The 21,877-nt window shown below is 67.3% G+C and carries 20 protein-coding genes; 13 read left to right on the top strand and 7 right to left on the bottom strand.

Annotated features, from left to right (window positions below; all coding sequences use genetic code 11):
• Positions 1-4 precede the first annotated feature (4 nt).
• The 6 genes from OD997_RS05420 to ctaE form a co-directional block, all read right to left on the bottom strand.
• A complete protein-coding gene (locus tag OD997_RS05420) occupies positions 5-508 on the bottom strand; it encodes a GNAT family N-acetyltransferase (RefSeq protein ID WP_434330705.1) in 504 nt (167 codons plus the stop codon).
• On the bottom strand, positions 505-918 hold the full coding sequence (locus OD997_RS05415) for a RidA family protein (RefSeq protein ID WP_434330704.1): 414 nt from the start codon (positions 916-918) through the stop codon (positions 505-507). Before OD997_RS05415 ends, OD997_RS05420 begins: the two co-directional genes overlap by 4 nt.
• Positions 919-1,013: 95 nt before the next feature.
• A complete protein-coding gene (gene qcrB / locus OD997_RS05410) occupies positions 1,014-2,828 on the bottom strand; it encodes a cytochrome bc1 complex cytochrome b subunit (RefSeq protein WP_434330703.1) in 1,815 nt (604 codons plus the stop codon).
• The gene (gene qcrA, locus OD997_RS05405) at positions 2,825-3,901 is read right to left on the bottom strand and encodes a cytochrome bc1 complex Rieske iron-sulfur subunit (RefSeq protein ID WP_434330702.1); all 1,077 of its coding nucleotides are present in this window, start codon (positions 3,899-3,901) and stop codon (positions 2,825-2,827) included. Before qcrA ends, qcrB begins: the two co-directional genes overlap by 4 nt.
• A gap of 36 nt (positions 3,902-3,937) precedes the next feature.
• A complete protein-coding gene (qcrC, locus tag OD997_RS05400; RefSeq protein ID WP_434330700.1) occupies positions 3,938-4,741 on the bottom strand; it encodes a cytochrome bc1 complex diheme cytochrome c subunit in 804 nt (267 codons plus the stop codon).
• A gap of 20 nt (positions 4,742-4,761) precedes the next feature.
• The gene (ctaE, locus tag OD997_RS05395; protein ID WP_082478282.1) at positions 4,762-5,415 is read right to left on the bottom strand and encodes an aa3-type cytochrome oxidase subunit III; all 654 of its coding nucleotides are present in this window, start codon (positions 5,413-5,415) and stop codon (positions 4,762-4,764) included.
• A 192-nt stretch (positions 5,416-5,607) separates the two neighbouring features.
• On the opposite strand from ctaE, the gene trpD reads away from it, so the two are divergent.
• Together trpD and OD997_RS05385 are read left to right on the top strand one after the other, a co-directional pair.
• Positions 5,608-6,672 (top strand): anthranilate phosphoribosyltransferase, encoded by a 1,065-nt coding sequence (gene trpD, locus OD997_RS05390; RefSeq protein ID WP_434330699.1) that lies wholly within the window; start codon positions 5,608-5,610, stop codon positions 6,670-6,672.
• A 9-nt stretch (positions 6,673-6,681) separates the two neighbouring features.
• Positions 6,682-7,668 carry a PHP domain-containing protein gene (locus tag OD997_RS05385; protein WP_434330698.1) on the top strand — a complete coding sequence of 329 codons (987 nt, stop codon included), beginning with the start codon at positions 6,682-6,684 and terminating at the stop codon, positions 7,666-7,668.
• Between the two features lies 1 nt (position 7,669).
• Here OD997_RS05385 and OD997_RS05380 read toward each other — a convergent pair whose 3' ends face one another.
• The gene (locus OD997_RS05380) at positions 7,670-8,605 is read right to left on the bottom strand and encodes a 5'-3' exonuclease (protein WP_434330697.1); all 936 of its coding nucleotides are present in this window, start codon (positions 8,603-8,605) and stop codon (positions 7,670-7,672) included.
• Positions 8,606-8,809: 204 nt separating this feature from the next.
• Here OD997_RS05380 and rpsA point away from each other — a divergent pair, with 204 nt between their 5' ends.
• The 11 genes from rpsA (at position 8,810) to uvrB (ending at position 21,876) form a co-directional block, all read left to right on the top strand.
• Entirely contained in the window at positions 8,810-10,264 is a 1,455-nt protein-coding gene (gene rpsA, locus OD997_RS05375) for a 30S ribosomal protein S1 (RefSeq protein ID WP_120493468.1), read from the top strand.
• A 143-nt stretch (positions 10,265-10,407) separates the two neighbouring features.
• Positions 10,408-11,262, top strand: coding sequence for an ABC transporter ATP-binding protein (locus OD997_RS05370; protein WP_434330696.1), 855 nt, complete (start codon positions 10,408-10,410; stop codon positions 11,260-11,262).
• The gene (locus OD997_RS05365) at positions 11,259-12,305 is read left to right on the top strand and encodes an aliphatic sulfonate ABC transporter substrate-binding protein (protein WP_434330695.1); all 1,047 of its coding nucleotides are present in this window, start codon (positions 11,259-11,261) and stop codon (positions 12,303-12,305) included. Before OD997_RS05370 ends, OD997_RS05365 begins: the two co-directional genes overlap by 4 nt.
• Positions 12,302-13,162, top strand: a complete 861-nt coding sequence (locus OD997_RS05360) for an ABC transporter permease (protein ID WP_434330694.1) — start codon at positions 12,302-12,304, stop codon at positions 13,160-13,162. The genes OD997_RS05365 and OD997_RS05360 overlap by 4 nt, the downstream gene beginning before the upstream one ends.
• 2 nt (positions 13,163-13,164) lie before the next feature.
• Positions 13,165-15,165, top strand: coding sequence for an acetate--CoA ligase (acs, locus tag OD997_RS05355; RefSeq protein ID WP_434330692.1), 2,001 nt, complete (start codon positions 13,165-13,167; stop codon positions 15,163-15,165).
• Entirely contained in the window at positions 15,162-16,466 is a 1,305-nt protein-coding gene (locus OD997_RS05350; protein ID WP_434330691.1) for an O-acetylhomoserine aminocarboxypropyltransferase/cysteine synthase family protein, read from the top strand. The genes acs and OD997_RS05350 overlap by 4 nt, the downstream gene beginning before the upstream one ends.
• On the top strand, positions 16,463-17,047 hold the full coding sequence (locus OD997_RS05345) for a CoA-binding protein (RefSeq protein ID WP_434330690.1): 585 nt from the start codon (positions 16,463-16,465) through the stop codon (positions 17,045-17,047). The genes OD997_RS05350 and OD997_RS05345 overlap by 4 nt, the downstream gene beginning before the upstream one ends.
• Before the next feature lie 31 nt (positions 17,048-17,078).
• A complete protein-coding gene (gene coaE, locus OD997_RS05340; RefSeq protein ID WP_434330688.1) occupies positions 17,079-17,678 on the top strand; it encodes a dephospho-CoA kinase in 600 nt (199 codons plus the stop codon).
• Positions 17,675-18,889, top strand: a complete 1,215-nt coding sequence (locus OD997_RS05335) for an MFS transporter (RefSeq protein ID WP_434330687.1) — start codon at positions 17,675-17,677, stop codon at positions 18,887-18,889. The genes coaE and OD997_RS05335 overlap by 4 nt, the downstream gene beginning before the upstream one ends.
• Before the next feature lie 55 nt (positions 18,890-18,944).
• Entirely contained in the window at positions 18,945-19,736 is a 792-nt protein-coding gene (locus OD997_RS05330; RefSeq protein ID WP_434330686.1) for a GNAT family N-acetyltransferase, read from the top strand.
• A 67-nt stretch (positions 19,737-19,803) separates the two neighbouring features.
• Complete coding sequence (gene uvrB / locus OD997_RS05325) at positions 19,804-21,876, top strand: excinuclease ABC subunit UvrB (RefSeq protein WP_434330685.1); 2,073 nt, start codon at positions 19,804-19,806, stop codon at positions 21,874-21,876.
• Position 21,877: the final 1 nt, after the last annotated feature.

Raw genomic sequence — 21,877 nt, 5'->3', positions numbered from 1 at the left:
CCGCTCAGAGCTCCACGGTCATCTGCACACGTCGTCCGTAGCGATCGAGCGAGAGCGAGGCCTCCGTGTCGACGAGGCCGCGCTGGAACGGGGTCTCCGGGATGCTCTCGAGGAATCCGCACGAGGCGTAGAACGGAGCGTTCCACGGGATCTCGGCGTAGGTCCGCAGCGACATTCGCGTGTAGCCGCGTTCACGGGCTTCGTCCAGCGCAGCGCCGACGAGGCGGCGTCCGTAGCCCTGGCGACCGGAAGAGGGGAGAACGGAGAGCTGATCGAGGTGGGCGTGACCGTCGGCGTCGAGCACATGGACGAAGCCGATGGGGGAGGAGTCCTCAGGGTCCTCGACCACCAGGACGAAACCGGGCGCTCCGAGCCTCTCGGCTCCATCGCCGGCCGGCGGCCATTCGGGTGCTCCGAGGCTGTCGATCAGAAGTGCATCGGCATGTGCCTCGATGGCGTGCAGGGCTTCGGCATCCTCGGAGACGCCCGGACGGATTGTGCCGTTCATCGTGCCTCCTCCGCGACTGCCGCGATCGCTTCTATCTCGACCAGCTGGTGATCGTAGCCGAGCACTGTGACGCCCAGGAGGGTGCTGGGTACGTCATGGTCGCCGAAGGCCGCATGTACGACGTCCCAGGCCGCCACCAGATCCTTCTGGGACGACGAGGCCACCAGGACGCGTGTGCTGATGACGTCGGTGAGTGACGCGCCGCTGGCGCGCAAGGCCTCGCGCAACGTCGTCACGCATCTGGCGGCTTGCGCGGAGTAGTCACCGGGTGCGGTTGTGCTTCCGTCTTCTTCGAGAGGGCACGCGCCGGCGAGGAAGATCAGACGGGATCCGGACGGTGCGGTGGCCGCGTACGCATAGGGCGCTGCGGCGAGGTCGGCGGAACGGATGAGTTGGACTGCTGAGCTCATGTCACGATCCTTCCACGCCGAGATGAGAGGCTCCCGGATACGACGAAGGCCCTGTCCGAAACGGACAGGGCCTTCGTCGTGGGGGAGCGGCGGTCCTACTCTCCCTCCTCCGACTTCTTCTTACGAGGCTTCTTCACCGGCTCGGTCGAGATGACCGTGCTGGGGGTGTTCGGCGTTTCGTCGACGTGGGTCTCACTCACGGTCAACGGAGCGTCAGGGAAGCCGGCACGCTCGTGAGCGCCCTGGATCTCGGCAGCTTCGGTCTCTTCGTTGTGGGCTTCGACGTGGTGCTGGTGAGCATCCGCGGCCTCGACCTCGGCCTGCGTGAGCGGGGCGAGACGATCCTCGAAGAACCAGCGCGAGACGGAGGAGCGCAGGTTCTCGGTCCACGAGATGCGTCCCTTCGCGTTCGGACGGACCACCAGCGGCTCGTAGCCGTCGACGTCGATGAGCTTCCAGCGGTCGTACTTGTCGACCGGCTGGTGCACCTCGATGAACTCGCCGCCGGGGAGGCGGACGATGCGGCCGGACTCGAAGCCGTGCAGGACGATCTCTCGATCCTTCTTCTGCAGCGCGAGTGCGATGCGCTTCGCCACGAAGTACCCGAGCACCGGTCCGACGAACAGCAGTGCCTGGAGCGTGTGGATCACGCCCTCCATCGTCAGCATGAAGTGCGTCGCGATGAGGTCCGAGGAAGCCGCAGCCCACAGCACCGCGTAGAAGACGACGCCTGCCACGCCGATGGCGGTGCGGGTCGCCGCATTGCGCGGACGCTGAGCGATGTGGTGCTCGCGCTTGTCGCCCGTGATCCACGCCTCGAGGAACGGGTAGATCGCGACGAGCACGATGAACAGTCCGAGCACGATGACCGGAAGCAGGATGCCGAACGACCAGGTGTGGTTGAGGAACACGACGTCGAGGTTCGACGGGGCCAGTCGCAGCGCGCCGTCCGCGAATCCGATGTACCAGTCAGGCTGGGTACCGGCGGAAACGGGGGACGGGTCGTAGGGGCCGTAGTTCCAGATCGGGTTGATCTGGAAGAACGTCGCGATCAGCACGATCGTGCCGAAGACGATGAACAGGTAGCCGCCCATCTTCGACATGTAGACCGGCATCATCGGGTAGCCCACGACGTTGTCGTTCGTGCGGCCGGGGCCGGCGAACTGCGTGTGCTTGTTGACGATCATCAGCATCAGGTGCACGACGATCAGACCGATGACGAGCAGCGGCAGCAGCAGGATGTGCAGCGTGTACAGGCGGCCGACGATGTCGGTGCCGGGGAACTCGCCGCCGAAGAGCAGGAACGAGATCCAGGTGCCGACCAGCGGGAAGCCCTTGATCATGCCGTCGATGATGCGGAGGCCGTTGCCCGACAGCAGGTCGTCAGGCAGCGAGTAGCCGGTGAATCCCTCGGCCATCGCGAGGATGAACAGCACGAAGCCGATCACCCAGTTGAGCTCGCGGGGCTTGCGGAACGCGCCGGTGAAGAAGACGCGCAGCATGTGCACGCCGATGCCGGCGACGAAGACGAGGGCTGCCCAGTGGTGGATCTGGCGGACCAGAAGACCACCGCGGAGGTCGAACGAGATGTGCAGGGACGACTCGAGGGCCGCCGACATCTCGATACCGCGCATCGGGGCATAGGCACCGGTGTAGTGGGTCTCGACCATCGACGCCTGGAAGAAGAACGTCAGGAAGGTTCCGGAGAGGAACACCACCACGAAGCTCCACAGCGCGATCTCGCCGAGCATGAAGGACCAGTGGTCGGGGAAGATCTTGCGTCCGAGCTCCTTGACGAAGCCGGAGATGCTGGTGCGCTCATCGATGTAGTTCGACGCGGCGCCGACGAATCGGCCGCCGAGAGGCGCCTTGTTGTCCTTGTCCTCTTTGGACAGCGTTGCGGTGCTCAATGGCGCTCCCAGAAGCTCGGGCCGACGGGCTCGGTGAAGTCACTGCGTGCGACGAGGTAGCCCTCGTCGTCGACGGTGATGGGCAGCTGCGGCAGCGGGCGTGCGGCCGGGCCGAAGATGACCTTGGCGTGATCCGTGACGTCGAACTGCGACTGGTGGCAGGGGCACAGGAGGTGGTGCGTCTGCTGCTCGTAGAGAGCGACAGGGCAGCCGACGTGCGTGCACACCTTGGAGTACGCGACGATGCCGTCGTACGACCAGTCCTTGCGGTCCTCGGCCTCGATGAGCTGCTCGGGGCGCAGGCGCATCATCAGCACGATGGCCTTCGCCTTCTCCTCGAGGTAGCCGTCGTGGTGGCTGAGGTCTGCGAGGTCCTCGGGGATCACGTGGAACGCGGATCCGAGGGTGACGTCAGCGGCGCGGATGGGGGTGCCATCGGGGTCGCGAACGAGACGCTGGCCCTTCTCCCACATCGTGTGCTTCAGCAGTGCGACCGGGTCGCCCGCTGTGGGGTCTTCGGGGGTGCTGTGTGGAGCGAGGCCGCGGAACAGAGTCACACCAGGGATGATCGAGGCGACGATCGCTGCGAACAGCGAGTTGCGGATCATGGTGCGGCGTCCGAAGCCGGACTCCTCGTTCGCGGTCTCGAACGCCTCGATGACAGCTTCGCGCGTCGATTCCTTGCCACGGGTGGGGTGGCGGTACTCGATGTGCTCCTTGTCGCTCATGAGCGCCTTGGACCAGTGGATCGCCCCGATGCCGATCGAGAGCAGCGCGAGTGCGATGCCCAGACCGATGAAGAGGTTGTTCTGACGGATGTCGATGAGCGCGCCGCTCTCGATGGGGAACAGCATGTAGGCGGCGACCGCCCAGATGCTTCCTGCCAGCGAGAGGTAGAACAGGGTGTAGACCGTGCGCTCCGCAGCCTTCTCAGCGCGCGGGTCCTTGTCGGTCATCCGCTCGCGGTGCGGCGGCAGCCCGGGGTTCTGCACGGGATCGCTGACTGCGACACCCAGCCCCGGAGAGGGCTGGTAGGCCCTGTCAAGAGCCTGCGAGTCGTCGTCGTGTGCCATGGTGCTCCTCGTACGTTCCTCTTCGATGAATAAGCGTCAGTTGGACTTCGCCGTGATCCACACGGTGATGGCGACGAGCGCGCCGATCCCGAAGATCCAGACGAACAGGCCCTCGGAGACGGGACCCAGCGAACCGAGCGAGAATCCGCCGATCTGCACGGACTGCTGCTGGTAGAGCAGAGCCGAGATGATGTCGCGCTTGTCTTCGTCCGACAGGTTCATGTCGCCGAAGACGGGCATGTTCTGGGGGCCGGTGACCATGGCCGCGTACATGTGCAGTGCGCTGGTCTCGGTCAGGGCAGGGGCGTACTTGCCCTCGGTGAGTGCACCACCGGCTGCTGCCACGTTGTGGCACATGGCGCAGTTGACGCGGAACAGCTCGGCGCCGTTCGCGACGTCGCCGCCTCCGTCGAGGATGTGCTCTTCGGGGAAGGTCGGGCCGGGAGCGGACTCCTGCACGAACGACGAGATCGCCAGGATCTGGTCCTCCGTGAACTGCGGCGTCTTCTGCGGGGCCTGCGGTCCCTGCATCTGCAGGGGCATGCGTCCGGTCGACAGCTGGAACTCGGTCGCGAGCTCACCGACGCCGTAGAGGCTCGGGCCGTTCGCGGTTCCCTGCAGGTCGAGACCGTGGCAGGTGGCGCAGTTCGCCGTGAACAGCTTCTCGCCGTCTTCGACGGTGAGGGTGCTCTCAGCGGTGGTCTGCGTGTCGGTCGCAGCGAAGGCTGCGGATGTTCCGGCGTACACGGCGCCGGTGATCATGAGGCCTGCTCCGATGAGGGCCACCGCAGCCAGGGGACTGCGACGGCCGTTCGAACGGCGCTTCTTCTCTCGTGCCATCTCGGGGATCAGCTCCGCTCTTATTTCAGGAAGTAGATAACGACGAACAGCACGATCCAGACGACGTCGACGAAGTGCCAGTAGTAGGACACCACGATCGAGGACGTCGCCTCTTTGTGCCGGAAATTCTTGACGGCGTAGGCGCGGCCGATGACGAGGAGGAACGCGATGAGACCGCCGGTGACGTGCAGGGCGTGGAAGCCGGTCGTCAGGTAGAACGCGGATGCGTAGGAATCGGCGTTGATCGGCATGCCCTCAGCGACGAGCTGTGCGTACTCCCACACCTGGCCGGACACGAAGATCGCGCCGAGTGCGAAGGTGAGGAAGAACCACTCGACCATGCCCCAGCCGAAGAGGCGACGGCGGCCGGCGAGGTTCTTCTGCCCCTTGGCGATGCGGTACGGCTGCAGGTCCTCTGCCGCGAACACGCCCATCTGGCACGTGAAGGAGGAGAACACCAGGATCGCCGTGTTGACGAACGCGAACGGAACGTTCAGCAGTTCGGTGCGGTCGGCCCAGAGCTCCGGTGAGGTGCTGCGGAGAGTGAAGTAGATCGCGAAGAGTCCCGCGAAGAACATCACCTCACTGCCGAGCCACACAATGGTGCCGACAGCTACCGGGTTGGGGCGCTTGATCGTTCTTGCCGCCGGGGCATACGTCGCTGAGGTCGTCACCCTTCCATTATGGCCGATCCTCGGGCGTGATTCTCGCACCGGAGGGCTCCGATTCGCTGTCATGCGACTTAGGCAACCCTAAGAAAACGCTGCGAATCCTCGGTGAATCCGCGGGAAACAGGGGGTGCCACGGGCGAGAGTGCCCATGCGGAAGAGTCTGCACGTTTTCCCGGCGCCGATAGGATCGCACACATGGCTGATTCCCTGACCTGGTCCGACGTGCTCACCACTCTTCTGGAGCGCCGCGACCTCAGCGTCTGGGAGTCCACCTGGGCCATGCGCCAGATCATGCGCGGCGACGTGACCGAGGCGCAGCTCGCGGGCTTCCTCGTGGCACTGCGAGCCAAGGGGGAGACGATCGATGAGATCGTCGGGTTCCGCGACGCGATCCTCGAGGCGGCCGTCCCCCTTCCTGTGTCGCCGAACGTCCTCGACATCGTCGGCACCGGCGGCGACCGGGTCGGCACCGTCAATGTGTCGACGACCGCAGCGGTCATCATCGGCGCCACCGGCGTGCCCGTCGTGAAGCACGGCAACCGAGCAGCGAGCTCTGCCTCCGGATCATCGGATGTACTGAGCGCTCTCGGGCTCGAGCTCACCCTCGACCCGGCTGCGGTGTCGTCGATCCTCGATCGCACCGGCATCACCTTCGCCTGGGCCGGCGCTTTCCACCCGGGCTTCAAGCACGCGGGTGCGGTTCGCGCAGAGCTCGGGGTTCCGACGGTGTTCAACATGCTCGGCCCGCTCTGCAACCCCGCCCGAGCCGAGGCCAACGCCGTCGGTGTGGCGCAGCTCGAGCGCGTCCCGCTCATCACCGGGGTGTTCCGCACCCGGGGTGCGACGGCGCTGGTGTTCCGCGGAGACGACGGCCTGGACGAGCTGACCACCACCGGCCACAGCCGCATCTGGGAGGTCACTCGCGGTGACATCCACGAGCACGACCTCGATCCGCGTGACCTCGGCATTCCCGTCGCGGACCTCGCCGATCTGATCGGTGGCACTCCCGACCACAATGCGGAGATCCTGCGCAGGACGCTCGACGGCGAGAAGGGTGCGGTGCGCGACATCGTGCTGCTGAACGCCGCGGCAGGGATCGTCGCGTTCGAGCTGTCGCAGGATGCCGCGCAGGTCCAGCGTCCGATCCTGGAGCGCCTGCGCGAGGGATACGAGCGTGCGGCCGCCGCTGTGGACGACGGCCGGGCCATCGCGAAGCTGGACGAGTGGATCAGCGTGAGCCGAGAGCTCGCCTCCGCGTAGGGAATTGATATGGACCCCGTCGCCGCTCTGCTCGAGATCGCGTCTCTGCTGGAGCGCGAACGGGCGTCGCGCTATCGGGCGAAGGCGTTCCGCCAGGCAGCGGCGACTCTGCAGCAGCTTCCCGAGGACGTCCGTGAGGACCCCACCCGGCTGCGCGCCGCCAAGGGCATAGGGGAGTCGACCTTCGGCGTCATTCGGCAGGCGCAGGCCGGTGAGGTTCCGGACTATCTCGTCGAGCTGCGTGGAGAGGTCGAGCCCGAGGTGGAGTCGCAACTGCGCGCCAGGCTCCGCGGTGACCTGCACGCCCACACGGACTGGTCCGACGGCACTACTCCCATCCCCGTGATGGCGGCGGCGGCGCGGGCGCTCGGGCACGAGTATCAGGCGATCACCGATCATTCGCCGCGCCTCCGGGTCGCCAGAGGGCTCTCGGCCGAGAGGCTCCGCGAGCAGATCCCCCTCGTGCGGGCGGAGTCGGGAGACGGGTTCACCCTTCTCGCGGGGATCGAGGTCGACATCCTCGAGGACGGCGCCCTCGACCAGGAGGACTCGCTGCTCGGCGAGCTCGACATCGTCGTCGCATCCGTCCATTCGAAACTTCGCATGGAGGTGAGGCCGATGACGGCGCGGATGATCGCCGCCGTGTCGCACCCGCGAGTCAATGTGCTCGGGCACTGCACCGGCCGCCTCGTCCAGGGCGAGCGGGGCACTCGGCCGGAGTCGCAGTTCGATGCGCACGCCGTGTTCTCGGCCTGCGCCGATAACGGCGTCGCGGTGGAGATCAACTCCCGGCCCGAGCGACAGGACCCGCCCGACGAGCTGATCGCGATCGCCCTCGATGCGGGGTGCCTCTTCTCGATCGACTCCGATGCGCACGCGCCGGGTCAGCTGTCGCTGCTGGACCACGGCGCCGCGCGCGCGGAACGGGCCGGAGTGCCCGCCTCCCGCATCATCACGACCTGGGGGCTCGACCGGCTGCTCGCCTGGGCGAGCTGACTCAGCCTTCGACGGTGGCCACGGCCGCGATGGCGCGCGCCATCGAAGATCCGAGGTTCCACTTCTCCGCGAGCGCCGTCGCGGCGGCCGCCTCGGCCGGGTCGAGCGGCCGCAGCGCCTCGGCCGGCGCCACGATGTCGAGATCGGGTGCCACGGCGACGACCGTCGGTGCGACGTCGAGGTAAGCGGACGCGGCGAGGATCTTCGCCCGGACCCCGGCGCTCATCCCTTCTCCGGCTTCTGCTGCCGCGCGGATCCCGGCGAGATCCCCGTGGGACTGCAGCAGAGTCGCTGCGGTCTTCTCTCCGACCCCGGCGACGCCCGGCAACCCGTCGGACGCATCGCCCCGCATCGTGGCGAAGTCGGCGTACTGACCGGGGAGCACGCCGTACTTGGCCACGACCACGGCATCCGTCACGATCTCGAGGTTGCTCATGCCGCGAGCGGTGTAGATGACACGGACATCCCTCGCGTCGTCCACGAGCTGGAAGAGGTCGCGGTCGCCCGTGACGATGTCGACAGGCATCGTCGCGTGCGTGGCGAGGGTGCCGATGACGTCGTCCGCCTCGTGCTCGGCGACACCGATGATCGGCATGCCGAGGCGGCCGAGCGTCTGACGGATGAGCGGGATCTGCGCCTCGAGAGGATCCGGGACCTCTTCGACATCGGGACCCGCCTCCACCACTTCGACGACTCGGTGCGACTTGTAGCTCGGGATCAGATCGACCCTCCACTGCGGCCGCCAGTCGTCATCCCAGCAGGCGACCACGTGTGTCGGCTCGTAGAGCGTGATGAGCTTCGCGATGATGTCCAGCAGGCCGCGGGCCGCGTTGATCGGGGAGCCGTCCGGCGCAGTCACCTTGTCCGGAACACCGTAGAAGGCGCGGAAGTAGAGACTGGCGGTGTCGAGCAGAAGAAGCTTGTCGGCGCGGGGCATGCCGACAGTCTGTCAGCGTGCGGGCCGCGCGTGGTATTGCATCCTTCGCGCAGCCCCGAGATCTGATAGCCTTGACTGTCACTCGTGGCGTGCCTATGCATGCCCGGGTGGCAGAAACCAAATCAATCGCTGCAGAGCTCGTGATCGGTCGTGCGCGGCCGGAGCCTTCAGCCCGAGTCTCCATTCACAAGGACAACCCACTACATGACTACCGCAACGACCGCCCCGGCCACCAAGCAGGTCGCCATCAATGACATCGGATCTGCTGAGGACTTCCTGGCCGCGGTCGAGAAGACCCTGAAGTTCTTCAACGACGGCGACATCATCGAAGGAACGATCGTCAAGATCGACCGCGATGAGGTCCTCCTCGATGTCGGATACAAGACCGAGGGTGTCATCCCCTCGCGCGAGCTCTCGATCAAGCACGACGTCGACCCCAACGAGGTCGTCAAGGTCGGCGACGAGGTCGAGGCCCTGGTTCTCCAGAAGGAGGACAAGGAAGGCCGTCTGATCCTCTCCAAGAAGCGTGCTCAGTACGAGCGTGCCTGGGGAGATGTCGAGAAGATCAAGGAGAACGACGGCGTCGTCACCGGTACGGTCATCGAGGTCGTCAAGGGTGGACTCATCGTCGACATCGGCCTCCGTGGCTTCCTCCCGGCTTCGCTCATCGAGCTGCGCCGCGTCCGCGACCTCACGCCGTACCTCGGCCAGGAGATCGAGGCCAAGATCCTCGAGCTCGACAAGAACCGCAACAACGTCGTGCTCAGCCGCCGTGCGCTGCTCGAGCAGACGCAGTCGGAGTCGCGCACCACGTTCCTGAACAACCTGCACAAGGGTCAGGTCCGCAAGGGTGTCGTCTCGTCGATCGTCAACTTCGGTGCGTTCGTCGACCTGGGCGGCGTGGACGGCCTCGTGCACGTCTCCGAGCTGTCCTGGAAGCACATCGAGCACGCCTCCGAGGTCGTCGAGGTGGGCCAGGAGGTCACCGTCGAGATCCTCGAGGTCGACCTCGACCGCGAGCGCGTCTCCCTGTCGCTCAAGGCGACGCAGGAGGACCCGTGGCAGGTCTTCGCCCGCACCCACGCGATCGGTCAGGTCACGCCGGGTAAGGTCACCAAGCTCGTTCCGTTCGGTGCGTTCGTGCGCGTCGCAGACGGCATCGAGGGCCTCGTCCACATCTCCGAGCTCTCCAGCAAGCACGTCGAGCTGGCCGAGCAGGTCGTGTCGGTCGGCGAAGAGGTCTTCGTCAAGGTCATCGACATCGACCTCGAGCGTCGCCGCATCTCGCTCTCGCTGAAGCAGGCGAACGAGGCCGTCGACGTCAACGGCACCGAGTTCGACCCGGCGCTCTACGGCATGCTCGCCGAGTACGACGAGGCCGGCGAGTACAAGTACCCGGAGGGCTTCGACCCCGAGACCGGTGCGTGGAAGGACGGCTTCGACACCCAGCGCGAGGCATGGGAGCAGGAGTACGCTGCAGCCCAGGCTCGCTGGGAGGCGCACAAGGCTCAGGTTGCCAAGGCAGCCGAGGCCGAGGCGGCCGCTGGCGACGACTTCGGCGGCCAGGTCTTCTCGAGCGAGGCCGCAGGCGCGGGCACGCTCGCTGACGACGAGGCACTCGCGGCACTCCGCGAGAAGCTGTCGGGCGGCAACGCTTAAGCATCACGCTCTGGAACGGGCCGTCATCCTTCGGGGTGGCGGCCCGTTCCGCGTCTCCACCCGTATCCCGGGACGTGGAGGCTACGTGACCGAACATTACGTCCACATTCGTCACATTTCAGCGGGTTGGACAGCATGGGCGTATGACCTCCCTGCTCTCCGCGCCCTCCACGGCTCGCGGCCCGGCCAATGCCGGCACCGCCCAGCCCGTGCGTCTGCACGGGGTGGAACGGAGCTTCCCCGTCGCTCGCGGTCGGCGTGACGTTCTCCGCGGGATCGACGTCGAGGTCGCAGCCGGCGAGATCGTCGCGATCGTCGGGCCCTCCGGGTGCGGCAAGTCCACGCTCCTGCGGCTGGTCGGCGGATTGGATGCGCCGACGGGTGGCAGCATCCTGCTCGATGACACAGGCGTCGCCGACGTCGACGAGCGCACCGCGATCGCCTTCCAGGAGCCCCGACTCCTGCCGTGGCGGACGATCGCGCAGAACGTCGAGCTGGGGCTTCCCCGCGGCACCGCGCGACGTGAAGGCCGCGAACGCGTGCGCGAGCTGCTCGAGCTCGTCGGTCTCGAGCAGGCCGCCGACCAGCGTCCGCGTGAGGTGTCGGGTGGAATGGCGCAGCGCGCCTCGCTCGCCCGCGCACTCGCTCGCAACCCCGGCGTCCTCCTCCTGGACGAGCCCTTCGGCGCGCTCGACGCCCTCACACGACTGCGGATGCACGATCTTCTCCTGAAGATCCACGCCGCAGAGCCCACGACCGTCCTCCTCGTCACCCACGACGTCGAGGAGGCCCTCTACCTGGCCGATCGCGTGCTGCTGCTGCGCACGCTGGTCGCCGATTCCGAGACGGACGCGCCCTCCATCGCGCGCACGATCACGGTTCCCGGCATCCGCCCCCGCGACCGCGCCGATCGCGGCCTCGCGGACCTCCGCGCCGAACTCCTCGAGGGACTCGGCGTCGACACCCACCACAGCACCGCCACCGAGGAGACCCGATGAGCACCATCACCCGCCGAATCATCCCCGCGATCGCCATCGCCGGGACGATGATGCTCGTCGCGTCCGGCTGCGTCGCCGGGGAGAACGCCACGGCCTCCGACACCTCGAAGGACGATGCGGCCGCCACGAGCGAGTGGTCGTCCGACACGCTGTCGATCGACTTCGCGACCTACAACCCGCTGAGCCTCGTGATCCGCGACCAGGGAATCCTCGAGGACATCCTGGGCGACGACGTCGACGTCGAGTGGGTGCAGTCCGCCGGCTCCAACAAGGCGAACGAGCTGCTGCGCTCCGGGTCGATCGACGTGGGATCGACCGCCGGCTCCGCCGCGCTTCTCGCGCGTGCGAACGGCTCGCCCATCCAGGTCATCGACATCTTCTCGCAGCCCGAGTGGTCTGCGATCGTCGTCGGCCCCGACAGCGACATCACCTCGGTCGAGGACCTCGCAGGCAAGTCGGTCGCCGCGACGAAGGGCACGGACCCCTACTTCTTCCTGCTGCAGTCTCTCGAGGAAGCCGGCCTCTCGGTCGACGACGTCGAGGTGCAGAACCTCCAGCACGCGGACGGGCGCGCAGCGCTCGACGGCGGCTCGGTCGACGCCTGGGCGGGCCTCGACCCGATCATGGCCGCGGCCGAGGTGGAATCGGGCGACCAGCTCATCTACCGCAACGTCGACTTCAACACCTACGGATTCCTGAACGCCACCGAGGACTTCATCGAGAACCACGCAGACCTCGCGCAGGCTGTCGTCGACGCCTACGAGCAGGCGCGCGAGTGGGCCCTCGAGAACCCCGACGAGACGGCCGCGCTGCTGGCCGAGGTCGCGGGCATCGACATCGAGGTCGCGAAGACCGTCATCACCGAGCGCTCGAATCTCGATGTGAGCGGCATCCCGGGAGACGACCAGGTCGCGGTGCTCGAGAAGATCGCTCCCGTGCTCGTCGACTCCGGTGATGTCCAGGGCGGCAAGGACTCGGTCGACAAGGCGCTGGACTCGATCGTCAACGCCACCTTCGCAGAGAAGGCGGTCGGGGGCGAGTGAGCCTTCCCGACCAGCGCGTGGTGGTACCCGCGGACGCACGGGAGGCGCTCGACGCTACTCGTGGCGTCCGTCGGCACGCCGAGGTGGGCGCGCGGCATGCGTGGGACCGTCCGGTCGTGCGCGTCATCGGCGGATTCCTGCTGCCCGCCCTCATCATCATCGCCTGGCAGATCGTGACGACCACCGGACTCGTCGCGCCCTACCTCCTCCCGTCCCCTGAGTCCGTCTTCGCCGCCGGTGTCGAACTGGCCGACCGCGGTCTGCTCTGGACCCACATCGCGATCTCGGTGCAGCGCGTGCTGCTCGGCTTCGCGATCGGATCCGTGATCGGACTCGCGATCGCGGGGATCGTCGGTCTTTCGAGGATCGGCGATGTTCTGCTCAGCCCCACGCTCTCGGCTGTCCGTGCGGTCCCGTCTCTGGCCTGGGTGCCGCTCCTGATCCTCTGGATGCAGATCGGGGAGGAGTCCAAGGTGACGCTGATCGCCATCGGTGCGTTCTTCCCGGTCTACACGACCGTCGCATCGGCCCTCCGACACGTCGATCCCCAGCTCGTCGAGGCAGGACGCTCGTTCAGCCTCCGTGGCTGGTCGCTGTTCCGCACCGTGCAGCTGCCCGCCGTCGTGCCGTCTGTGGTCGCAGGCCTCCGCCTCGCACTCGCGCAGGCCTGGCTGTTCCTCGTCGCCGCCGAGCTGATCGCCTCGTCGATGGGACTCGGGTTCCTGCTCACGGACTCGCAGAACAGCGGACGCGTCGACAGGATCATCCTGTCGATCGTCCTGCTCGCGCTTCTCGGCACGATCACCAACGCCCTTCTCGTGCTGGTCGAGAAGTATCTCCTCCGACGGTGGGTGTGACCGTGTCAGAGGCACGCCTGCACGAGACCCGTACGTACCCGGCGCCCGCCGGCTTCGCCGCGGCGGCGAACGTGACCGCCGAGGCATACGCCCGGGCTGAGTCCGATCCGACCCTCTTCTGGGAGCAGGCGGCCGAGCGGCTCGACTGGGCCGAGCCCTGGCACACGGCTCACGAATGGGATCCGCCCGTGGAGGACGCCGTTCCCGCCGCGCGCTGGTTCGTCGGCGGACGGCTCAACGTCGCGTACAACTGCGTCGACCGCCATGTCGAGGCCGGCCGCGGTGACAAGGTCGCGCTGCACTTCGAGGGCGAGCCGGGCGACCGCATCGCAGTGACGTACTCCGACCTCCAGGACAGGGTGTCTCGCGCAGCCAACGCGCTCATCGCACTCGGCATCCGCCCGCGCGACCGTGTGGTCATCTACCTCCCGGTGCTGATCGAGACGGTCGTGATCACCCTCGCCTGCGCGCGCGTCGGAGCCGTGCACTCACTGGTGTTCGGAGGGTTCTCTGCCGAGGCGGTGCGGTTCCGGCTCGCCGACACCGGAGCCAAGCTGCTCGTGACGAGCGACGGCCAGTTCCGCCGCGGCACCGCCACCGAGGTCAAATCGACGGCCGACATCGCGGCGGCGGATCTGCCCGACCTCGAGCATGTCCTCGTGCTCCGGCGCACCGGGCAGGACGTCCCCTGGACCGAGGGACGCGACGTCTGGTGGCACGACGTCGTCGACACCGCCTCGTCCCGGCACGATCACCAGGCGTTCGATGCCGAGCATCCGCTCTTCATCATCTACACGTCGGGAACCACCGGGAAGCCGAAGGGGCTCGTCCACACATCCGGCGGGTACCTCACGCACGCGAGCTGGGCGCACTGGGCCCATTTCGATGCGAAACCCGACGACGTGCACTGGTGCACGGCGGATCTCGCCTGGGTGACCGCGCACACGTACGAGATATACGGTCCTCTCTCGAACGGTCTGACGCAGGTCATCTACGAGGGGACGCCGGACACGCCGAACCGCGAGCGACACCTCGAGATCATCGAGCGCTACGGCGTGACCGTCTACTACACCGCGCCCACGCTGATCCGCACCTTCATGACCTGGTTCGGTGCGGAGCTGCCGCAGGGCCGCGACCTGTCGACGCTGCGTCTGCTCGGAACGGTCGGTGAGGCGATCAACCCTGAGGCGTGGATCTGGTTCCGCCGCAACTTCGGGCGTGACGAGCTCCCGGTGGTCGACACCTGGTGGCAGTCCGAGACCGGGGCGGCGATGATCGCACCTCTCCCGGGAGTGACGACGCTCAAGCCCGGCTCCGCATCAGTGCCGCTGCCCGGTATCGACGCGACGGTGGTCGACGCGAACGGCGATGAGGTCGCGCCCGGAAGCTCCGGAACGCTCGTGGTGCGGCGTCCGTGGCCGGGAATGGCGCGGACCGTGTGGGGCAACCCCCAGCGATACCGTGATGCGTACTGGTCGGCCTACGCCGGACACGGCGAGCACGGCGGATACTACGTCGCCGGTGATGGGGCGACGCGCGATGCCGACGGCTACATCTGGATCCTCGGCCGCCTCGACGACGTCGTGAACGTGTCCGGCCACAGGCTCTCGACGATCGAGATCGAATCGGCGCTCGTGGCGCACGACACGGTCGGGGAGGCAGGCACCGCAGGCGTCGCCGACCCCGTCACCGGGCAGGCCGTCGTCGCCTTCGTCACCGCGTCAGGACGTGCAGAGGTGTCGACCTCGCAGCTGAGAGGACAGGTGGCGACCGCGATCGGACCCGTCGCCAAGCCGAAGCACATCGTCGTGGTCCCCGATCTGCCGAAGACGCGCTCCGGCAAGATCATGCGACGGCTGCTCGCACAGCTGTGGGAGGCCGAGCAGGATCGGCGTGCAGGGCGCGCACCAGCTCCACTCGGAGACACGACATCTCTGCAGAACCCGTGGGCCGTCGACGACATCGCCGCCGTGCTCGAGACCACCGAACTGAGGACGCAATGACGGAAGAACACCGCTTCGGTTTTCGCACGAGGGCTCTCCATGCCGGAGGCACACCCGATGCCGCGACGGGTGCCCGCGCCGTGCCGATCTACCAGACGACATCGTTCGTGTTCGAGGATGCGACGGACGCCGGCAACCTCTTCGCACTGCAGAAGTACGGCAACATCTACTCGCGCATCGGCAACCCCACCGTCGCCGCGCTCGAGGAGCGGCTGGCATCGCTCGAGGGCGGGATCGGCGCCGTCGCTACCGCGTCGGGCATGAGCGCCGAGTTCATCACGTTCGCTGCGCTCGTCGGAGCGGGTGACCACGTCGTCGCCTCGGCGCAGCTCTACGGCGGCACCGTGACCCAGCTGGACGTGACGCTACGTCGATTCGGCGTCGAGACCACGTTCGTCGCCTCCACGGATCCTGCGGACTACGCGGCGGCGATCCGGCCCGAGACCAAGGTCGTCTACGTCGAGATGATCGGCAACCCGTCCGGTGAGATCGCCGACATCGAAGGCCTCTCGGAGGTCGCGCACGCTGCCGGTGTGCCGCTCGTCGTCGATGCGACACTGGCCACGCCCTACCTCGCGCGTCCTCTCGAGCACGGCGCCGACATCGTCATCCACTCGGTGACGAAGTTCCTCGGCGGGCACGGCACGACGCTCGGAGGCGTCGTGATCGAGAAGGGAACGTTCGACTGGGGCAACGGGCGCTTCCCGCAGATGACGGAGCCCGTGGAGTCGTACGGCGGGATCAAGTGGTGGGACAACTTCGGCGAGTACGGGTTCCTCACCAAGCTCCGCACCGAGCAGCTGCGCGACATCGGACCGGCATTGAGCCCGCAGTCCGCCTTCAACCTGCTTCAGGGTGTCGAGACACTGCCGCAGCGGATCGACGCCCATCTCGCCAACGCGCGCATCGTCGCGAACTGGCTGGCGTCCGACCCCCGCGTGGAATACGTGACCTGGGCGGGGCTCGAGGGGCACCCGCATCATGAGCGCGCCGCGAAGTACCTTCCGCTAGGGCCGGGGTCGGTGTTCGCGTTCGGAGTGAAGGCCGAAGACGGTCGCGCGGCGGGGGCGACGCTGATCGAGAACCTCCAGCTCGCATCGCACCTCGCCAACATCGGTGACGCGCGTACGCTCGTCATCCACCCCGCATCCACCACCCATCGACAGCTCACGGAATCGCAGCTCGTCGCGGCCGGAGTGCGCCCCGACCTCATCCGGATCTCGGTGGGCCTCGAGGACGCGGATGACATCATCTGGGACCTGGACCAGGCGCTCAGCACGGCGACGGGAGCGAACCGATGAGCGACACGAACATCGCGGGGGCAGACGCCTGCGCTCTCCCCGCTCCTCAAGCCGCTGCGGCATGCGCGCTTTCCGGAGCCGCCCCGCAGCACCCTGAGCGCACGTGGGAGGGGCCGAGCCAGCAGCAGCGCTTCGGCATCCTCCGACGCGCGAAGTCCGTCGCGATCGTCGGCGCATCGAACAACCCGGCCCGCGCGTCGTACTTCGTCGCGACCTATCTGCTCTCGAGCACCGCGTACGACGTCTACCTCGTCAATCCGCGTGAGTCGTCGATCCTCGGACAGCCGGTCTACGCATCGCTCGCCGATCTCCCCGTCGTCCCCGACATCGTCGACGTGTTCCGTCGGCACGAGGATCTGCCCGGTGTCGCGCAGGAGGCGATCGACCTCGGTGCGCAGACGCTGTGGTTGCAGCTGGGATCGTGGAACGAGCAGGCGGCTGCCCTCGCCGAAGGCGCGGGGCTCTCCGTGGTGATGGATCGCTGCATCAAGATCGAGCACGCGCGGTTCCACGGCGGACTGCACCTCGCCGGATTCGACACGGGTGTCATCAGCTCGCGGCGGCAGCTGCTCGGACGCTGAGCACGGCCGGGTCGAAGCCTAGACTGGCCGCATGGCTCTCATCGCGCTCACCGGCGGCATCGCCTCCGGGAAGTCGACCATCGCACGACGATTGGCCCAGAGGGGAGCAGTCGTCGTCGATGCCGACCAGATCGTGCGCGATGTGCAGGCCCCAGGGACGCCGGTGCTCGCAGGCATCGCCGAGACGTTCGGTGCAGAGGTCATCGACGCCACGGGCTCGCTCGACCGCGCAGCCCTCGGCGCGAAGGTCTTCGGGGATGCCGAGCAGCTGGCGCAGCTGAACGCGATCGTGCACCCTGCGGTCCGCGCCGAGTCGCAGCGCCGCTTCGACGACGCGATGTCCGCGGATCCCTCGACTGTCGTCGTGTACGACGTGCCGCTGCTGGTCGAAGCGCGCGTCGATGATCCCTGGGACCTGATCGTGGTGGCGCACGCGCCCGTGGACGAGCGCAGGCGTCGGCTCGTCGAGCTGCGCGGCATGTCGGAGCGGGCCGCGCAGGAGCGGATCGACGCACAGGTGTCCGACGAGCGCCGCCTGGCGATCGCCGACGTGGTCATCGACACGTCCGGATCGCTCGAGCAGACGCTCGCGCAGACGGATGAACTCTGGGAGCGGATCAGCACGTCGTGACCTTCACCGGTCACGCCCCCGGATCGCCCGTGTACCGTCGCTTGATCGTCGGCCTGTTCTTCGCGGGGATCGCGACCTTCGCGCAGCTGTATTCACCTCAGGCGGTACTGCCGCAGCTGTCGGCCGATCTCGGGATCTCGCCGGCGAGCGCGGCGCTGAGCGTGTCGGCGGCGACGCTCGGGCTGGCTGCAGCCGTCATCCCGTGGTCGATGGTGGCCGACCGCATCGGGCGCGTGCAGGCGATGGCGATCGGTGTGCTCACGGCGACCGTGCTGGGACTCCTGGCCCCGCTCAGTGCGGGGATGGAGATGCTGCTGACGCTGCGCCTGCTCGAAGGAGTCGCGCTCGGTGCCGTGCCCGCGGTCGCGCTGACGTATCTCAGCGAAGAGGTCAGTCCGCGAAACGCGGCCGCCGCAGCAGGGAGCTACATCGCCGGGACGACGGTGGGCGGGCTGCTCGGTCGGATCGTGTCCGGCATCGTCGGCGAGCAGTCGGGGTGGCAGGTGGGAATGTGGGCGGTCGCAGGGCTGTGTGCGATGGCGGCCGTGCTGTTCCTCTGGCTGACGCCGAGGGCGCAGGGCTTCGTACCCGGACGATTCCGTGACGACGCCGGACCGGGAATGCTCGCTCGCCTGGTGGCGCCGCTGCGATCGGGTCGTCAGCTCGCACTGTACGCCCAGGGATTCCTGCTCATGGGAGCATTCGTCGCCGTCTACAACTACCTCGGGTTCCACCTCGCCGAGCCGCCCTTCGCTCTGCCGGCCTGGGTGGTGACGCTGCTCTTCCTCGCCTACCTCGCCGGCACCGTCTCGTCGCCGTGGGCAGGCTCCCTGGCCTCTCGCTTCGGGCGATACGCGGTGCTGCTGGGTGCGATCGCCGTGATGGCCGCGGGCGCGGCTGCGATGCTCGCTCATGCCACTCCGTTCGTGCTCCTCGGGTTGCTTCTCTTCACGGGAGGATTCTTCGGTGCGCACGCGGTGGCATCGGGGTGGGCGCCGGTGGCGGCAGGACCCCACAGCAGAGCACAGGCATCCTCGCTGTACTACTTCGGCTACTACGCGGGATCCAGCCTGTTCGGCTGGGCGCTCGGCATCGTGTTCGGCCAGGTGGACTGGGTGTGGTTCATCGTCGCGATCCTCGCGATGTGCGGCCTCGCTGCAGGCTTGGCGGCCGTGAAGCTGCGCGCATCGCCGGGCACCGATCCCTCCTGAGCGAGGGCTGAGCCGCGGGAGTCGCAGGGCAGCGGCTTCCTGGAAGGATGGGCACATGCGTCAGAATCTCCTCGCCGCGTACGACGGACAGCTCCGGACAGATGCCGAGACCGCTCACGCACTCGCCGTCTCATCGACAGGTCCCCTCCGTCTCGCGGTGTTCCCGGGCGGCCGCGGGTTCGTGTCGTACGCGAACCTGGGTGGAGCGGACACCGCACGGGTGGCCGAGCTCGTCGATGCCGCGATTGAGCACTTCCGCGGCATCGCGGGCATCACGAGCGTGGAGTGGAAGACACGCGGCCACGATCACGCACCGGGGCTGCATGATGCGCTCGTCACCCGAGGCTTCGTTGCGGAGGACGCCGAGTCGATCATGATCGGCGAGGCGGCTCTGCTCGCCGAAGAGGTCGCGATTCCGGATGGAGTGGAGCTGCGTCGTGCACTCAGCGACGCGGATGTGCTGGCCATGGAGGAGATGCAGGGCGCCGTCTTCGACGACCCCGACTGGCGCGCGCGGGCCGAGATGACTCTGCAGCGCATCCGCTCGGACGACACGGTGGAGCTGTGGATCGCCGTGGCCGATGGCGCCGTGATCAGTGCCGGGCGCCTCGAGCCCGTGGCGGCGACGGACTTCGCGGGGCTCTGGGGTGGCGCGACGATCGCCTCGTGGCGGGGCCGTGGGATCTACCGCGCGCTCACCGCGCAACGCGCACGTTCCGCGCTCGCTCGAGGCAAGCGGTATCTGCAGTCCGACTCGACGGAGTTCTCCCGGCCCATACTCGAACGTGCGGGGCTCATCAGGGTGTCGACCACCACTCCCTACGTCTGGACGCCGGAGGCGGACTGAGCAGCTCTCCGTTCGCTGCTGACGGACGCGCGACCCCGGTGTCGGTGGCCCGGCATACGCTGGAGGTATGCAACCCACGCGCAGTGTCCGTCCCTTCGAGGTCATCAGCGAGTACGAGCCCGCCGGCGACCAGCCGAAGGCCATCGCCGAGCTGGCGTCCCGCATCAATGCAGGTGAGACCGACATCGTGCTGCTCGGTGCGACGGGTACCGGCAAGTCGGCCACGACCGCGTGGCTCGTCGAGCAGGTGCAGCGCCCGACGCTGGTGCTCGCGCACAACAAGACGCTCGCCGCCCAGCTCGCCAACGAGTTCCGCGAGCTGATGCCCAACAACGCGGTCGAGTACTTCGTCTCGTACTACGACTACTACCAGCCAGAGGCCTACGTCCCGCAGACCGATACCTTCATCGAGAAGGACTCGTCGATCAACTCCGAGGTCGAGCGTCTCCGCCACTCGACCACGAACTCGCTGCTCAGCCGTCGCGACGTGATCGTCGTCTCCACCGTCTCCTGCATCTACGGCCTCGGTGCGCCTGAAGAGTACCTTCGCGCCATGGTCGCCCTGCAGGTGGGGGAGCGATACGACAGGGACGCGCTCATCCGGCAGTTCATCGCGATGCAGTACAACCGCAACGACGTCGACTTCTCGCGCGGCAACTTCCGCGTACGCGGCGACACGATCGAGATCATCCCGGTGTACGAGGAGCACGCGATCCGCATCGAGCTGTTCGGCGACGAGATCGAGGCGCTGTACTCGCTGCATCCGCTCACGGGCGAGGTCATCGAGAAGCTCGATGCGGTTCCGATCTTCCCCGCTTCGCACTATGTGGCGGGAACCGATGTGATCCAGCGCTCCATCGGCACCATCGAGCACGAGCTGGAGGAGCGGCTCAAGGAGTTCGAGCGTCAGGGCAAGCTGCTCGAGGCGCAGCGTCTGCGCATGCGCACCACGTTCGATCTCGAGATGCTGCAGCAGCTCGGCTTCTGCTCGGGGATCGAGAACTACTCCCGGCACATGGACGGTCGTCAGCCCGGCGAGCCGCCGCACACGCTGCTCGACTTCTTCCCCGATGACTTCATGCTCGTTATCGACGAATCGCACGTCACGGTCCCGCAGATCGGTGCCATGTACGAAGGCGATGCCTCGCGCAAGCGCACCCTCGTGGAGCACGGATTCCGTCTGCCGAGCGCGATGGACAACCGACCGCTGCGCTGGGACGAGTTCAAGAACCGCATCGGTCAGACGGTGTACCTGTCGGCGACCCCCGGCAAATACGAGATGGGCATCGCCGACGGTGTGGTGGAGCAGATCATCCGCCCGACGGGCCTCGTCGATCCGCACATCATCGTGAAACCGTCCAAGGGGCAGATCGATGATCTCCTCGAAGAGATCCGGGTTCGGGTGGGGCGTGATGAGCGCGTGCTCGTCACGACGCTCACCAAGAAGATGTCCGAAGAACTCACCGACTTCCTCGGAGAGCACGGCGTGCGGGTGCGCTACCTCCATTCCGATGTCGACACGCTCCGTCGTGTCGAGCTGCTCAGCGAGCTGCGGGCCGGCGTCTACGACGTGCTCGTCGGCATCAACCTGCTCCGCGAAGGTCTCGACCTGCCCGAGGTGTCGCTGGTCGCGATCCTCGATGCCGACAAAGAGGGCTTCCTGCGCTCCGGCACGTCGCTGATCCAGACGATCGGTCGAGCGGCGCGAAACGTGTCGGGTGAAGTGCACATGTATGCCGACAAGATCACCGATTCGATGGCCAAGGCCATCGAGGAGACAGACCGTCGTCGTGAGAAGCAGGTGGCCTACAACCTCGAGCACGGGATCGACCCGCAGCCGCTGCGCAAGCGGATCGCCGATATCACCGAGGTGCTCGCTCGAGAGGGCGCGGACACCGCCGAGATGATGTCAGGGCGCGGGCGTGCGACCGGCAAGGGCAAGTCGCCGACACCGAATCTCCGCCGCACGGGGATCGCGGCGGAGGGTGCTCAGCAGCTCGAAGCCGTCATCCAGGACCTGTCCGATCAGATGCTCGCGGCCGCGGCCGAACTCAAGTTCGAGCTCGCCGGGCGACTGCGCGACGAAGTTCAGGACATGAAGAAGGAGCTGCGTGCCATGGAGAAGGCCGGGCACGCCTGAG

The organism is Microbacterium sp. CGR1 (assembly GCF_051062835.1).
Classification (GTDB): Bacteria; Actinomycetota; Actinomycetes; order Actinomycetales; family Microbacteriaceae; genus Microbacterium.
The sequence above is the reverse complement of the archived record's forward strand: the minus strand, read 5'-3'. Positions and strand labels throughout refer to the sequence as shown.

Coding starts and splice junctions, on each gene's coding strand:
- OD997_RS05420 (WP_434330705.1), bottom strand. CDS start 508: ATGAACGGCACAATCCGTCCGGGCGTCTCCGAGGATGCCGAAGCCCTG.
- OD997_RS05415 (WP_434330704.1), bottom strand. CDS start 918: ATGAGCTCAGCAGTCCAACTCATCCGTTCCGCCGACCTCGCCGCAGCG.
- qcrA (WP_434330702.1), bottom strand. CDS start 3,901: ATGGCACACGACGACGACTCGCAGGCTCTTGACAGGGCCTACCAGCCC.
- qcrC (WP_434330700.1), bottom strand. CDS start 4,741: ATGGCACGAGAGAAGAAGCGCCGTTCGAACGGCCGTCGCAGTCCCCTG.
- trpD (WP_434330699.1), top strand. CDS start 5,608: ATGGCTGATTCCCTGACCTGGTCCGACGTGCTCACCACTCTTCTGGAG.
- OD997_RS05385 (WP_434330698.1), top strand. CDS start 6,682: ATGGACCCCGTCGCCGCTCTGCTCGAGATCGCGTCTCTGCTGGAGCGC.
- OD997_RS05380 (WP_434330697.1), bottom strand. CDS start 8,605: ATGCCCCGCGCCGACAAGCTTCTTCTGCTCGACACCGCCAGTCTCTAC.
- rpsA (WP_120493468.1), top strand. CDS start 8,810: ATGACTACCGCAACGACCGCCCCGGCCACCAAGCAGGTCGCCATCAAT.
- OD997_RS05370 (WP_434330696.1), top strand. CDS start 10,408: ATGACCTCCCTGCTCTCCGCGCCCTCCACGGCTCGCGGCCCGGCCAAT.
- OD997_RS05365 (WP_434330695.1), top strand. CDS start 11,259: ATGAGCACCATCACCCGCCGAATCATCCCCGCGATCGCCATCGCCGGG.
- OD997_RS05350 (WP_434330691.1), top strand. CDS start 15,162: ATGACGGAAGAACACCGCTTCGGTTTTCGCACGAGGGCTCTCCATGCC.
- OD997_RS05345 (WP_434330690.1), top strand. CDS start 16,463: ATGAGCGACACGAACATCGCGGGGGCAGACGCCTGCGCTCTCCCCGCT.
- coaE (WP_434330688.1), top strand. CDS start 17,079: ATGGCTCTCATCGCGCTCACCGGCGGCATCGCCTCCGGGAAGTCGACC.
- OD997_RS05330 (WP_434330686.1), top strand. CDS start 18,945: ATGCGTCAGAATCTCCTCGCCGCGTACGACGGACAGCTCCGGACAGAT.
- uvrB (WP_434330685.1), top strand. CDS start 19,804: ATGCAACCCACGCGCAGTGTCCGTCCCTTCGAGGTCATCAGCGAGTAC.